14 protein-coding genes are annotated in these 13,295 nt (G+C 68.2%); 8 read left to right on the forward strand and 6 right to left on the reverse strand.

All coding sequences use genetic code 11. The annotated features are described in order from the left end of the window. Nucleotides 1–44 precede the first annotated feature (44 nt). The 5 genes from BUB76_RS03090 to dapA all read right to left on the reverse strand — a co-directional run bounded on the left by BUB76_RS03090 (nucleotide 45) and on the right by dapA (nucleotide 3,843). Nucleotides 45–1,229: an amino acid aminotransferase gene (locus tag BUB76_RS03090; protein WP_073126641.1), complete on the reverse strand. Its 1,185-nt coding sequence runs from the start codon at nucleotides 1,227–1,229 to the stop codon at nucleotides 45–47. A 3-nt stretch (nucleotides 1,230–1,232) separates the two neighbouring features. Continuing rightward, the gene (gene sseA, locus BUB76_RS03095; protein WP_073126642.1) at nucleotides 1,233–2,087 is read right to left on the reverse strand and encodes a 3-mercaptopyruvate sulfurtransferase; all 855 of its coding nucleotides are present in this window, start codon (nucleotides 2,085–2,087) and stop codon (nucleotides 1,233–1,235) included. A gap of 71 nt (nucleotides 2,088–2,158) precedes the next feature. Continuing rightward, nucleotides 2,159–2,434, reverse strand: a complete 276-nt coding sequence (locus BUB76_RS03100; protein WP_073126644.1) for a hypothetical protein — start codon at nucleotides 2,432–2,434, stop codon at nucleotides 2,159–2,161. 10 nt (nucleotides 2,435–2,444) lie between these two features. After that, on the reverse strand, nucleotides 2,445–2,918 hold the full coding sequence (smpB, locus tag BUB76_RS03105) for an SsrA-binding protein SmpB (protein WP_073126646.1): 474 nt from the start codon (nucleotides 2,916–2,918) through the stop codon (nucleotides 2,445–2,447). 49 nt (nucleotides 2,919–2,967) lie between these two features. Further along, entirely contained in the window at nucleotides 2,968–3,843 is an 876-nt protein-coding gene (dapA, locus tag BUB76_RS03110) for a 4-hydroxy-tetrahydrodipicolinate synthase (protein WP_073126648.1), read from the reverse strand. Nucleotides 3,844–3,970: 127 nt separating this feature from the next. On the opposite strand from dapA, the gene BUB76_RS03115 reads away from it, so the two are divergent. Further along, nucleotides 3,971–5,908: a lytic transglycosylase domain-containing protein gene (locus BUB76_RS03115; RefSeq protein WP_175550258.1), complete on the forward strand. Its 1,938-nt coding sequence runs from the start codon at nucleotides 3,971–3,973 to the stop codon at nucleotides 5,906–5,908. Here the strand turns inward: BUB76_RS03115 and BUB76_RS03120 are convergent. Then, nucleotides 5,905–6,381, reverse strand: coding sequence for a hypothetical protein (locus BUB76_RS03120; RefSeq protein WP_073126652.1), 477 nt, complete (start codon nucleotides 6,379–6,381; stop codon nucleotides 5,905–5,907). The genes BUB76_RS03115 and BUB76_RS03120 overlap by 4 nt on opposite strands. Nucleotides 6,382–6,490: 109 nt before the next feature. Here BUB76_RS03120 and BUB76_RS03125 point away from each other — a divergent pair, with 109 nt between their 5' ends. Genes BUB76_RS03125 through BUB76_RS03155 form a run of 7 tightly spaced genes read left to right on the forward strand, consistent with a single transcriptional unit; the run spans nucleotide 6,491 to nucleotide 13,272 of the window. Then, complete coding sequence (locus tag BUB76_RS03125; RefSeq protein WP_236737846.1) at nucleotides 6,491–8,230, forward strand: type I secretion system permease/ATPase; 1,740 nt, start codon at nucleotides 6,491–6,493, stop codon at nucleotides 8,228–8,230. Beyond that, entirely contained in the window at nucleotides 8,227–9,609 is a 1,383-nt protein-coding gene (locus BUB76_RS03130) for an HlyD family type I secretion periplasmic adaptor subunit (protein WP_084140511.1), read from the forward strand. Before BUB76_RS03125 ends, BUB76_RS03130 begins: the two co-directional genes overlap by 4 nt. Before the next feature lie 16 nt (nucleotides 9,610–9,625). Then, entirely contained in the window at nucleotides 9,626–10,087 is a 462-nt protein-coding gene (locus BUB76_RS03135; RefSeq protein WP_073126654.1) for a RidA family protein, read from the forward strand. Further along, on the forward strand, nucleotides 10,084–10,845 hold the full coding sequence (locus tag BUB76_RS03140) for a glycerophosphodiester phosphodiesterase family protein (RefSeq protein ID WP_073126656.1): 762 nt from the start codon (nucleotides 10,084–10,086) through the stop codon (nucleotides 10,843–10,845). Before BUB76_RS03135 ends, BUB76_RS03140 begins: the two co-directional genes overlap by 4 nt. A gap of 32 nt (nucleotides 10,846–10,877) precedes the next feature. Continuing rightward, a complete protein-coding gene (locus tag BUB76_RS03145; RefSeq protein ID WP_073126658.1) occupies nucleotides 10,878–12,059 on the forward strand; it encodes a GNAT family N-acetyltransferase in 1,182 nt (393 codons plus the stop codon). Beyond that, nucleotides 12,056–12,352: a 4a-hydroxytetrahydrobiopterin dehydratase gene (locus BUB76_RS03150; RefSeq protein WP_073126660.1), complete on the forward strand. Its 297-nt coding sequence runs from the start codon at nucleotides 12,056–12,058 to the stop codon at nucleotides 12,350–12,352. The genes BUB76_RS03145 and BUB76_RS03150 overlap by 4 nt, the downstream gene beginning before the upstream one ends. Next, complete coding sequence (locus BUB76_RS03155) at nucleotides 12,349–13,272, forward strand: mechanosensitive ion channel family protein (protein WP_084140512.1); 924 nt, start codon at nucleotides 12,349–12,351, stop codon at nucleotides 13,270–13,272. Before BUB76_RS03150 ends, BUB76_RS03155 begins: the two co-directional genes overlap by 4 nt. The last annotated feature ends 23 nt before the right edge of the window (nucleotides 13,273–13,295 follow it).

The raw sequence follows: 13,295 nt of genomic DNA on the forward strand, positions 1-13,295 counted from the left end.
GCGCTTCGACCCCGCCGGCATTCGGTCCGGGCCTTGCCTACGGATCAGAAGCCGGCGGCGACCATGGCGCGGGCCAGCTGCGGCACCGTTTTCGTGGTCAGGCCCGCCAGGTTCACCCGGCCGTCGCCCACCATGTAGATCCCGTGTCCGCGGCGCATGGTGGCGACCTGGTCGGGCGTGGCGGGCAGGCGCGAGAACATACCTTTTTGCGCGGCGAGCACGTCGAACCGGTCGGAATTGGTCTGCCGGCGCAATTCCTCGGCGAGGGTGCCGCGCAGGTCGCGGATGCGGTCGCGCATATGCGCCAGTTCCTGCTGCCACGCGTTGCGCAGTGGTCGGTCGGTCAGCACCATGGTCACCAGCCGCGCGCCGTGATCGGGCGGGAAGCTGTAGTTCTGACGGTTCAGATGCTCCAGCGTGCCCTGCGCGCGCCGCGCCGTGGCCGCATCGGGCGCGAGCGCCACGAGCAGCCCCACCCGTTCGCGGTAGAGCCCGAAATTCTTCGAGCAACTGGTGGCGATCAGCATCTCGGGCAGCTGGCGCGCGAGGTGCCGCAGGCCGGCGACATCGGCGTCGAGCCCGTCGCCGAAGCCCTGGTAAGCCAGGTCGACCATGGGGATCGCGCCGCGCTCCGACAAAAGGTCCGCGATCTTCTCCCAAAGCGCCATGTCGGGATCGGCGCCGGTGGGGTTGTGGCAGCAGCCGTGCAGCAGCACCACGTCGCCCTTGGCGAGGCCCGCCAGGTCAGCGGCCATGCCGTCCGCATCGACGGCGCCGGTGGCGGGATCGTAGTAGCGGTAGGTTCGATGCGGGCGGCCCAGATGCGCGAGGATCGACAGGTGGTTGGGCCAGCTGGGCTCGGGCACCCAGACGGTCGCCTCGGGCGCGGCGAGGCCCACCAGTTCCAGCCCCTGCCGCACCGCGCCGGTACCGCCGGGCGTGGCGATGGCCGCGCGCCGGTCGCGGCCCGCCGCATCGCCCAGCACCAGGTCGCCCAGCGCGGCGGCGAAGGCCGGATCGCCGGCGAGGCCCGTATAGGACTTGGATTTCTGCACTTCCCAGAGCGCCAGCTCGGCCTGCTTGATCGCGCCCATGACCGGGGTGATCCCGGCATCGTCGCGGTAGACGCCCACGCCCAGGTCCAGCTTGTCGCCACGCGGATCGGCGGCGAAGTCCTGCATCAGCGACAGGATCTTGTCCGCGGGCTGTTCGGCAAGCCGGCCCAGCATGGCCTAGGCGTGGCCCGTCGCGACGGGCATGTCCTCGTAGGCGCCCCATTCCGACCACGACCCGTCGTAGAGCGACCAGTCCGCGTGGCCCAGCCGCGCGAGGCCCAGCGCCAGCACCGCCGCCGTGACGCCAGACCCGCAGGTGGTGATCACGGGACGATCCAGATCGATGCCCGCCGACTCGAACGCGGCGCGCAGGCCGTCCGTGTCCTTCATCGTGCCGTCATCGTTCAGAAGCTGCGTGAAGGGCAGGTTCTTCGAGCCCGGGATATGCCCCGCGCGCAGCCCGGGGCGCGGCTCGGGCGCTTCGCCACGAAACCGCTCAGGCGCGCGGGCATCGAGGATCTGCGGCTCGGCCAGCTTCTGCGCGGCGGCCACCTGGGTCACGTCCCGCACCAGCGCGTTCTGGCGGCTGACGGTCATGTGGCGGTCACGCACGATCGGGGCCATGTCCTCGACATTGCGCCCTTCGGCCTGCCACTTGGGCAGACCACCGTCCAGAACGGCGACATCCGTCTTGCCCATCAGGCGGAACAGCCACCAGACACGCGCGGCCGAGAACAGCCCGGCGCCGTCGTAGACCACCACCTGGTGCCCGTCGCCCACGCCCAGCGCGCGCATCCGCGACACGAATTTCTCGACCGGCGGGGCCATGTGCGGCAGGTCCGACCGCTGGTCCGAGATCTCGTCGATGTCGAAGAACCGCGCCCCCGGGATATGCGCCGCGTCGTACTCGGCGCGCGGGTCGCGCCCCGCGTCGGGCATGTACCAGCTGGCATCGAGGATCCGCAGGTCGGGATCGTCGATATGCTTGGCCAGCCAATCGGTGGAAACCAGGGTTCGGGGATCGTCGCGCATGAAGGGCCCTTGCCGCTAGAGTGTCCGCTTCTGAGTAGAAGAGGCCGCGCCAAGAGGCAATGGCGCAGCGCTTAGCGGGCCATGAGGTTGCGCAGGCCGCCCACCAGAGCCACGAAGGCCGCCCCGCCGGCGAGCGCGACCAGCAGCGCGGGCCACTGCGTATACAGGTCGCCCGAAAGCGCGGGGTCGGCGCCGGGGACCAGCAGAACCCGCAATTGCTGCGCCAGCCCGCCGCCCGCGACGCCGACGATGGCGTTCACCGGAAATCCGAAATCCAGGCGGCGCACCAAGCGCCCCGCCAGCGCGCCGCCCAGGGCGCCGAGGAGAATGACCGGAAGAAGGGCCATCGGCGGCGCGCTATCCCAGATCCTTCAGCAGCCGCTGCTTCTGGCGTTGCCAGTCGCGCTTGGCCGCGGTTTCGCGCTTGTCGGGGGCCTTCTTGCCCTTGGCGATGCCGATCTTCACCTTGGCGATGCCGCGGTGGTTGAAATGAAGGACCAGCGGCACGAGCGTCATGCCCTTGCGCTGCGTCTCGTTCCACAGCCGGGCCAGTTCGCGGCGGTTGACCAGCAGCTTGCGGCGGCGCCGGTCCTCGTGGCCGAACATCGCGGGGTCGTAGGGCGCGATATAGCTGTTCACCAGCCACAGCTCGCCATCCTCGACCGCGGCATAGCTTTCGGCGATGTTCGACTGCCCGGTCCGCAGCGATTTCACCTCGGATCCCTGCAGCACGATCCCGCATTCCACGTCATCCTCGATGGCGTAGTCGTAGCGGGCGCGCCGGTTCTCGGCGATCACCTTGTAGTTCGGATTGTCCTTGGGCTTGGCCATGGCAACCGAGATAGGGATGCGCGCCGCCGCTGTCCAGCGGCGCGCGGGTTCAGCCCAGCAGGCCCAGCCGTTCCATCTCGGATTTCAGCATCAGCTTGGTGCCGTCCGTCAGCCCGACCAGCGGCAGGCGCACGTCCTCGCGGCAGCGGCCCAGAAGCGACAGGCCGTATTTCGCACCCACCAGCCCCGGCTCGGCGAAGACGGCCTTGTGCAGCGGCAGAAGCCTGTCCTGCAATTCGAGCGCCCGGGCCCAGTCGCCGTTCAGCGTGGCGGTCTGGAACTCGGAGCAGAGCTTGGGCGCGATATTGGCGGTGACGCTGATGCAGCCCACACCGCCATGCACGTTGAAGCCCAGCGCCGATGCATCCTCGCCCGACAGCTGGCAGAAATCCGCGCCGCAGGCGGCGCGCTGTTCGCTGACGCGCACGATGTCGCCGGTGCTGTCCTTCACACCGACGATGCGCGGCAGCTCGGCCAGGCGCGCCATGGTGTCGACCTTCATGTCCACGACCGACCGGCCGGGGATGTTGTAGATGATGATCGGCAGGTCGGCGGCGTCGTGGACGGCCTTGAAATGCTGGTACAGCCCCTCCTGCGTGGGCTTGTTGTAATAGGGCGTGACCACCAGCGCGGCGTCGGCGCCGACCGAGGCGGCGTGCTGGATCAGGCCGATGCCCTCGGCGGTGTTGTTGGAGCCGCACCCGGCGATCACGGGGACCCGGCCGGCCGCCGCCTTGACGACCTCGGCGACCACGGTCTCGTGCTCGTCGTGGCTGAGCGTCGGGGTCTCGCCGGTCGTGCCCACGGGGACGAAGCCATGCGTGCCCTGCTCCACGTGCCAGTCGACCAGGCGTTTCAGGGCGTCGAGATCCAGCTGGCCGTCCTTGAACGGCGTGACCAGTGCGACGATAGAACCCCTGAACATGCTGCGTGCTCCCTTGCTGGCGGTGGCGGGCGGCCCCGCGGTTGCGCGGCGCCCCTATACGCGCGCCCGGGCGTGTTGCCAAGTTCGTGTCTTGGCCAAGGCCGGGCCGCGGCATATGTTTCCCCGGATGCTGCTGCGCCCCCTGATCCTTGCCGTCTCGCTTTGGGCGGCCCCGAGCCACGCGCAGGTCGCGGCGCCCGAGCCCATCGCCTCGGACCCGTCCGCGGGCCTGGCCCAGGCGTTCGCCGAGCTGCGCGCGGGCAGCTTCACCGACGCGCTGGACGCCGCCGCGCGGTCTGGGCCGGTGGCGCGCGACGTGATCGAGTGGCTGCGCCTGCGCGAGGGACAAGGCAGCTTCGACGACGCGCTGTCGTTCCTGACGCGCAATCCCGACTGGCCGGGACTCGATCTGCTGCGCCGCCGTGCCGAGTCGAACCTGCCCGACATCATCGCCGATGCCGATGCCGCCGAGCGGGTGCTGGCCTTCTTCGACGGCACGCCGCCCGCCACCGGCCAGGGCACCGTCGCGCTGGTCCAGGCCTACCAGATGCTGGGTCGCGAAGGCGACGCCGAAGCGCAGGCGGCCCTTGCCTGGGTCGAACGGTCCATGACCTCCGAGGCCGAGCGCTGGCTGCTGTCACGCTACGCCGAACTGCTCGAGCCGCTGGAGCCGCAGCGGATGGAGCAGATGTTCTGGGACGGCGCCGACGTGGCGCTGCGGCGCGCCATCGCGCGCGACAGCGATACCGAGGCCGCGCGGGTGGCCCAGGCACGGCTGAGCAACCGGGTGCCCGACGACCTGGAGGACGATCCCGGCGTGCGCCACCACGCGTTCCGGCAAGCCATGCGGGGACGCGATTTCGACGAGGCGCAGGACATCATCCTGTCCGCCTCGACCGACGCCGAGGGGCTGGGCCGTCCGCAGGCCTGGGCGCGGGACAGGCGGGACCTGGCACGGCGTCTCATGCGCGCGGGCGAACCGGCGCAGGCCTACGCCGTCGCGTCGTCACACTGGCTGGAATCCGGTTCGGACTTTGCCGACCTGGAGTGGCTGTCCGGGTTCCTGTCGCTGCGCCGGCTGGATCAGCCCGAACGCGCGGTGAGCCATTTCCGGCGGTTCGCCACTGCGGTCGAGACGCCGATCTCGCTGGGCCGCGCGGGCTATTGGACCGGGCGGGCGCTCGAGGCCGCGGGCCGCGAGGACGAGGCGCAGACGGCCTACGGGGTCGGCGCGCAGTTCCAGACCAGCTTCTACGGCCTGCTTGCCGCCGAACGCCTGGGCCTGTCCATCGACTCCACGCTGACGGGGCGCGAGCCTTTCCCGCCCTTCGCCGACGCGACCTTCCGGGGCAGCACGGTGTTCGAGGCGGGGCTGGCGCTTCTGGCGGCCGGCGAGCGTGACCTGGGCGAGCGGTTCCTGACGCACCTGACCGAAAGCCTCGAGCGGCCCGATATCGGCACGCTCGCCAACCTGGTGCTGGACCTGGGCGAACCGCATGTCGCGCTGCTGATCGCCAAGCGGGCGGCCCGCGCCGGGCTGACCCTGCCGCGCGCCTATTTCCCGGTGGTCGAACTGGGTGTCGAGAACATGCCCGTGTCGGCGGAACTGGCCCTGGCCATCGCCCGGCGGGAAAGCGAATTCGACCCGGGCGTGACCTCGGGCGTGGGCGCCCAGGGCCTGATGCAGCTGATGCCGGGCACCGCGCAGGACGTGGCCCGGGCGCTGAGCCTGCCCTACCAGCGGGCGCGGCTTTACAGCGACCCGAGCTACAATGCGACGCTGGGAACGGGTTACCTGGCCGGGCTGATCGACCGCTTCGGAGACAACCCCGTGCTGGTCTCGGCGGGCTACAACGCGGGGCCCGGACGACCCGCATCGTGGATCGGCGACAATGGCGACCCGCGCGATCCGGACGTGGACGTGGTCGACTGGATCGAGATGATTCCCTTCGACGAGACGCGCAATTACGTCATGCGAGTGGCCGAATCGATCCCCGTCTACCGCGCCCGACTTTCGGGAGAAGCGGCCCCGCTGGAATTCACCGAGCTTTTGAAAGGCCGCTAATCGGCTTCGGAGTCGTCGGAAGCTTCGGCGTCGACCGAGTCGGTGATGCCGATCTCGGACGCGGTGGCCACTGTGCCCACGGCGGCGTCGCTGGGGCACCGCTCGTACTTGAAGGCATAGCCGTTCCAGATCAGGAACAAGCCGCCATCGGCCGCGGTCATGAACATCGCGCGGTCGCTCCAGGTGCGGGTTTGGGTCTGCGTTTCGCCGTCCACCTCGACCTGTTCCTCGGACGAGCAGGCCATGTCGTACAGGATCGCCTCCATGTCGCGGACATTGACCGGCGTCGTCATCTCGCAGCGGCTTTCCACCCCGAAAAGCACGTTGTCCTCGATCTTCAGGGCGCTGGCGGGCGTGTCCGTGAAGGCGCATTCGGCCGTGGGGTTCGCCCGCCACAACCCGTCGTAGGCGCCGGCGACCGCCTGCCCGCCAGCGACCAGCGCCAATGCGCAGAACTTGCCGAAATGATGCATCCATTACTCCCATTTGCAGACATCGACCGGGAAACCGTTGCCAGCTCTGATTAAGGGCAGATAAACACCGGCGAGGCAAATTTTATGCCAACCTCCGGAGTGCGCCCATTTGAGACCCAGTACAGATATCCGCCGCGGCCTGGACGAATTACGCCAGACCCGGGCCGAAAGCCGTCGCCTTTTCTGGGCGGTGGGCCTGTTCAGCATGTTCGTGAACCTGCTGATGCTCACCGGGCCGCTTTACATGCTGCAAGTCTACGACCGGGTCCTTGGTTCCAGGTCCGAGGCCACGCTGGTCGCGCTGACGGCGCTGATGGCCTTCCTGTTCCTCATCATGGGCGTGATGGATTTCGCACGGGGCCGGATCCTGGCGCGTGTGGGCGCGCGGTTCCAGTCCAACCTGGATCGCCGGGTCTTCGCGGCGATGGTGCGCAAGGCCGCCGTCGCCCCGGACGCCGCCTCCGAGCAGAACAACCTGCGGGACCTCGAATCGGTCCAGAGGCTGCTGTCGTCGCCAGTGCTGACCGCGTTCTTCGACATGCCCTGGACCCCGATCTTCCTGATCGTCATCGCGATCCTGCACCCCTGGCTGGGCATCCTTGCGCTGGGCGGATCCCTGGTGTTGATCGCGATCGCCATCCTGAACCAGGTCTACACGCTCCGGCCGCAGGCCATGGCCAACGCGGGCAGCGTCCGGGCCGAGCGTATGTCGGAACAGATCCGGCAGGAGGCCGAGATGGTCCGCTCGCTGGGCATGCAGCAGGCCACCTTCAGCCGCTGGCAGGAGCTGCGCGAGAACTCGTTGAAGGAAACCATCGCGTCCAGCGATATCGGCGGGCGCTTCACCACGTTGACCAAGACCTTCCGGCTGTTCCTGCAATCGCTGATGCTGGGCCTCGGGGCCTACCTGGTGCTGCAGAACCAGATGACGGCCGGTGGCATGATCGCGGGCTCGATCCTGCTGGGCCGAGCGCTGGCGCCCGTCGACCTTGCGCTGGGCCAGTGGGCCCTCGTCCAGCGCGCCCAGCAGGGGTGGCGCAACCTGGCCGAACTGCTGTCGGCGGTGGGCGAAGAACCGCAGCGCACCGCGCTGCCCCGCCCCAAGGCCCACCTGACGGTGAACCAGGTCACCATCATCCCCCCGGGCCAGAGCCAGGCATCGGTCCGGATGGTGTCGTTCGACCTGAAACCGGGCGAAGCGCTGGGCATCATCGGACCATCGGGGTCGGGCAAGTCGACCCTGGCCCGCGCCATCGTCGGCGTCTGGCGCGTGGCGGGCGGCAAGATCCGGCTGGACGGCGCATCGCTGGACCAGTTCGAACCGGACGTGCTGGGTCAGCATATCGGCTACCTGCCCCAGCGCGTGCAGCTGTTCGACGGCACCATCGCCCAGAACATCGGCCGCATGCAGCCCGAGGCGCGGGACGAGGACATCGTCGCGGCCGCGCAGAAGGCGGCGGTGCACGACATGATCCTGCAACTGCCCGACGGCTATGACACACAGGTCAGCAGCGCCGGCGGACGCCTCTCCGGCGGCCAGATCCAGCGGATCGGGCTGGCGCGCGCCATGTATGGCGACCCGGTCATCCTGGTGCTGGACGAGCCGAACTCGAACCTCGACAACGAAGGCTCGGTCGCGATGAATCGCGCAATGGAAGCATTGAAGAAGGCCGGCGGCGCGGTCATCATCATGGCGCACCGGCCATCGGCCATCCAGACCTGCGAAAAGCTGCTGGTCATGGATAACGGGATGCGCCGCGCCTTCGGGCCGAAAGAGGAAGTGCTTCGCGAGATGGTCAAGAACCACAAGCAGCTGATGGACGGACCGCAGGTCGGGGGCGTGTCATGAAGCCGCCCGCCAAGGCGCCCCTGGGCAAGATCAAGCCGGCCAAGCAAAGCCCCGACCAGGCTCGCAAGGCCGCCATCACCGAGAACAACCGCCGCTGGACCGCGCGCTGGCCCCTGACGCTGGGACTGCTCGCGCTGCTCGTGCTGGTGGGGGGGCTGGGCAGCTGGGCCTTCCTGACCCAGATCTCAGGCGCCATCATCGCCAGCGGCCAGATCGAGGTCGAGCGCAATCGCCAGGTCGTGCAGCATCCCGATGGCGGCGTCGTCACCGACATCCTGGTGAACGAGGGCGACCGGGTCGAGGCGGGCGAGCCGCTGATCCTTCTGGACACCGTTCTGCTGAACACCCAGCTCGCGACCGCCCGCGGACAGCTGTCCGAATTGTTGGCACGCCAGGCCCGGCTCGAGGCCGAACGCGACGGCGCGGACGAAATCGACTTCTCGGAGCTGATCGCGTTCGCCGGCGACACCGAAGAAGCCCGCGAGCTCATGCAGGGGCAGTCCAACCTCTTCCAGGCCCGCAACGAGAACCGCACCCAGCTGGTCCGACAACTGAACGGGCGCCGCGCCCAGATCGACCGCCAGATCGACGGTATCACCGCCCAGCGCGACGCGCTCGAAGTGCAATTGGGGCTGATCCAGACCGAGCTCGAAGATCAGCAGAGCCTTCTCGACCAGGGGCTGACCCAGGCCAGCCGCGTGTCGTCCCTGCGCCGCGAAGAGGCCCGTCTGCAGGGCCAGGTGGGCGAGCTCGAGGCCTCGGCCGGCGAGGCGGCCGAGCGCATCAGCGAAATCGAGGTCCAGCTCCTGACGCTCGACACCCAGCGCCGAGAAGAAGCCATCACCCAGTTGCGCGACCTGCAATTTCGCGAGGTCGAATTCCGCGAACGGGCAAACGCCCTGCAGGAGCAACTCAGCCGCACCGCCATCACCGCGCCCGTGTCGGGGGTGGTCTACGGCCTGACGGTCTTCGCCGAACGCAGCGTGGTCCGTCCCGCCGACCCCATCCTCTATATCGTGCCGCAGGACCGCCCGCTGATCATCGCCGCGCAGGTCGAACCGATCCATGTCGACCAGGTGGATGTGGGCCAGCAGGTGTCGGTCCGGCTGTCGGCCTTCGACGCGCGGACCACGCCCGAGCTTTTCGGGACCGTCACGCAGGTTTCGGCCGACAGTTTCACCGACGAGGGCAGCCGCCTGTCCTTCTACCGCGCCGAGGTGGCCCTGAACCCCGGCGAGCTCGAGCGGCTGCCGCCGAACCGTGTCCTGATCCCCGGCATGCCGGTGGAAACATTCCTTCAGACCGAGGACCGCACGCCGATCGCCTACCTCGTGAAACCGCTGACCGACTATTTCAACCGCGCCTTCCGCGAGAGCTGAGACAGGAGAGCCCCCGATGAGCACGATCGAGACACGCCTTGCCGACCTTGGGGTGACCCTGCCCGATGCGCCTGCGCCCGCCGCCAATTACGTTCCGTACGTCCAGGTCGGCGACCTGGTGCATGTCTCGGGCCAGATCAGCATGCAGGATGGCCAGATGATGACCGGCAAGCTGGGCGACACCGTGTCGGTCGAGGACGGCGCCCGGGCCGCGCGGGCCTGCGCGATCAGCCTGCTGGCGCAGCTGAAGGCCGCGTGCGACGGCGACATCGACCGTCTGGTCCGGGTGGTGAAGCTGACGGGCTTCGTGAACTCCACCGCCGATTTCACCGACCAGCCCAAGGTCATCAACGGCGCGTCCGATTTCCTGGTCGAGGCGCTGGGCGATGCGGGGCGGCATGCCCGCTCGGCGGTCAGTGCGGGATCCCTGCCCCTTGGCGTCTCGGTCGAGATCGAAGCGATCTTCCAGGTCCGATGACCCTGCCCCGCACCTTTCTCGATCGCCCCCTGGCGCATCGCGGTCTTCACGACCTGTCCGCGGGCGTGGTCGAAAACAGCATGGCCGCGTTCGAAGCGGCGGCCGAGGCCGGCTACGGGATCGAGCTGGACGTCCAGATCAGCGCCGATGGCGTGCCCGTCGTGTTCCACGATCACACGCTGGACCGTGTCACCGACCGTACGGGTCCGGTGAATGCCCTGACGGCCGAAACGCTGGGCAAGACCCGGTTGGCGGGCAGCGACGACACGATCCTGACGCTGGAACAGGTTCTGGACCGGCTGGGCAACCGCACGCCTGTCGTGGTCGAGATCAAGGACCAGTCCGACAGCGCGCTGGCAGGCGCCGCGCTGGACCAGGAGACCGGGCGCGTCCTGCGCGCCGCGCGCGATCGCCACGGCAGCGACGTGGCGGTGATGTCCTTCAATCCGCAATACATCGTCGGGCTGTCGTGGCTGGGCGAGGATATTCCGCGCGGCATCACCTCGGGGACGATCGACGATTACGCGACCGACCTGCCCGAACAGGTGCGGCGCGACCTGGCCGCGAACCTGTATTACGAGGCCGCCGGCGCCTGGTTCGTCAGCCACAATCACCGAGATCTCGCCAATCCGCGCATCGCCGAGCTGAAGGCAAAAGGTGCCGCGATCCTGTGCTGGACGGTGCGAAATGCATCCGAGGCCAAGACCGCCCTGCGCATCGCCGACAACATCACGTTCGAGGGCTTTCGCCCCGCTTGAACCGCGCGGGCACCGGCCCAGTTATCCACCCCATGGATGACACCCCGATCGAGCTGCGCGCCCATGCCAGCCTGTCCGAAATCGACCCCGCCGAATGGGATGCCTGCGCCTGCCCCGAGGCGGCGGAGGGCCGACCGCGTGACCCGTTCACCGCGCACCGCTTCCTGCTGGCGCTGGAAGAGTCGGGTTCGGTCGGGCCCGGCACCGGCTGGCAGCCGCAATACCTTGCCGTGCGGCAGAATGACCGGCTGATCGCCTGCGCGCCGCTTTACGCCAAGGGGCACAGCCAGGGCGAGTATATCTTCGACCACAACTGGGCCCACGCCTACGAACGCGCGGGCGGACGGTACTACCCCAAGCTGCAGATCGCGGTGCCCTTCACCCCCGCCACCGGCCGCCGCCTTCTGGTGCGCGAAGGATATGAGGAGACGGGCCGCGCCGCCCTGTTGCAAGGCGCGCTGCGCATCGCCACCGACAACGGCCTGTCGTCGCTGCACATCACCTTCTGCACCGAGGCCGAGGCAATCGCGGGCGAGGATATGGGCCTGCTGCGCCGCGCTGGGCAGCAATACCACTGGCTCGACGACGGCTACGGCGATTTCGGCGGCTTCCTGGCCGCGCTGAGTTCGCGCAAGCGCAAGAACATCCGCAAGGAACGCGCCGCCGCGCAGGCCTTCGGCGGTGAGATCGTGCACCTGACCGGCGACCAGATCGAGCCGCACCACTGGGACGCTTTCTGGCGGTTCTACCAGGACACCGGCGCGCGCAAGTGGGGCACGCCCTACCTGACGCGCGACTTCTTCGACCGCGCGCACGAGACCCTGCGCGACGACATCCTGCTGATCCTTGCCCAGCGCGACGGCGTGCCCATCGCGGGCGCCCTGAACCTGATCGGGCGCGAAACGCTTTATGGCCGCTACTGGGGCTGCGTCGAGGATCACAACGCGCTGCATTTCGAGCTTTGCTACTACCAGGCCATCGACTGGGCGCTGGCTCACGGCCTGACCCGGGTCGAGGCGGGCGCGCAGGGCGAACACAAGCTGGCACGCGGCTATCTGCCCGTGCCCACGCACTCGCTGCACTGGATGGCCGACGAAGGCTTTTCGCGCGCCGTCGCCGACTACCTCGAGGCCGAGCGTCGCGCCGTGGACGAGGAGATCGAGGTGCTGACCAGCTACGGCCCGTTCCGCAAGGTTGAAGGAGAGCCAGAATGACCGAGAAACTTGACCAAGGCGCCCGCGACGAGGCGCTGTCGCCGTTGAAAGACGCAGGCTGGGAAATGGCCGCCGACCGCGACGCGATCACCAAGACCTTTCGCTTCGACAGTTTCGTCGAAGCCTTCGGCTGGATGGCGCGGGCCGCGATCCTGGCCGAAAAGATGAACCACCACCCGGAATGGTTCAACGTTTACAACAAGGTGACCGTCACGTTGACAACCCATGACGCGGGTGGTCTGTCGCATCTCGATATCGAACTTGCCAACAAGATGGACACGCTCTCGCGATGATCGACACGATCCTGAACACGCCGTTGATGAACGGCACCTCCCTGGGCGACCTGCTGTCGCTGGAATTCCTGATCGCGCTTTTGGGCGACGTGCTGACCGCCATCGTGATCCTGATCATCGGTTACCTGCTGGGCGGCTGGGCCGGGCGGCGCATCCGCTCGATCGGCACCAAGGGCAAGCACCTGGACGAGACGCTGTTCAACTTCCTGGGCAACATCGTCCGCTACGTCTTCATCGGCTTCTCGTTCCTGTTCGTGCTGAACACCTTCGGGGTTCAGACGACCAGCGTCGTCGCCGTCATCGGTGCCGCCGGTCTTGCCATCGGCCTTGCCCTGCAGGGCACGCTGTCGAACGTGGCGGCGGGCGTGATGATCATCTTCTTCCGCCCCATCAAGAACGGCGATTTCGTCGAGATCTCGGGCCAGATGGGCACGGTCAAGGACATCTCGCTGAACTTCACCGAGCTGGCCAGCATCGGCAACGTGCAGATCATCATCCCCAACTCGCAGGTCTGGGGAAACACCATCGTCAACTACTCGGTCTACGAAACCCGGCGGGCGGAGTGGACCTTCGGCGTGGGCTACGGCGCCAACCTGGCGCAGGCCGAGAAGGTCATCCGCGACACGATCATGGCCGACGAACGCTCCATGTCCGAGCCCGAGCCCTTCATCCAGATCAACAACCTGGGCGACTCGTCGTGCGATTTCTTGGTGCGGGTGTGGTGCAACTCGGCGGACTATTTCGGCTACCAGGCCGACATGAAGCGCCGCGTGAAGGAAGAACTCGACCGCAACGGCGTGCCGATCCCGTTCCCCACGCGCACCGTCTGGATGAACGAGGGCGACAGCCCCACGCCCCACCACGGTCTGACCTCGTCCAGCGACGAGGACGTGGTCAAGGCCGACTCCGAGCTGACCTGAGGCCAGCCCGGAGACGCGATATC

Origin of the sequence: Palleronia salina (assembly GCF_900141995.1) — a bacterium.
Lineage (GTDB): Bacteria > Pseudomonadota > Alphaproteobacteria > Rhodobacterales > Rhodobacteraceae > Palleronia > Palleronia salina.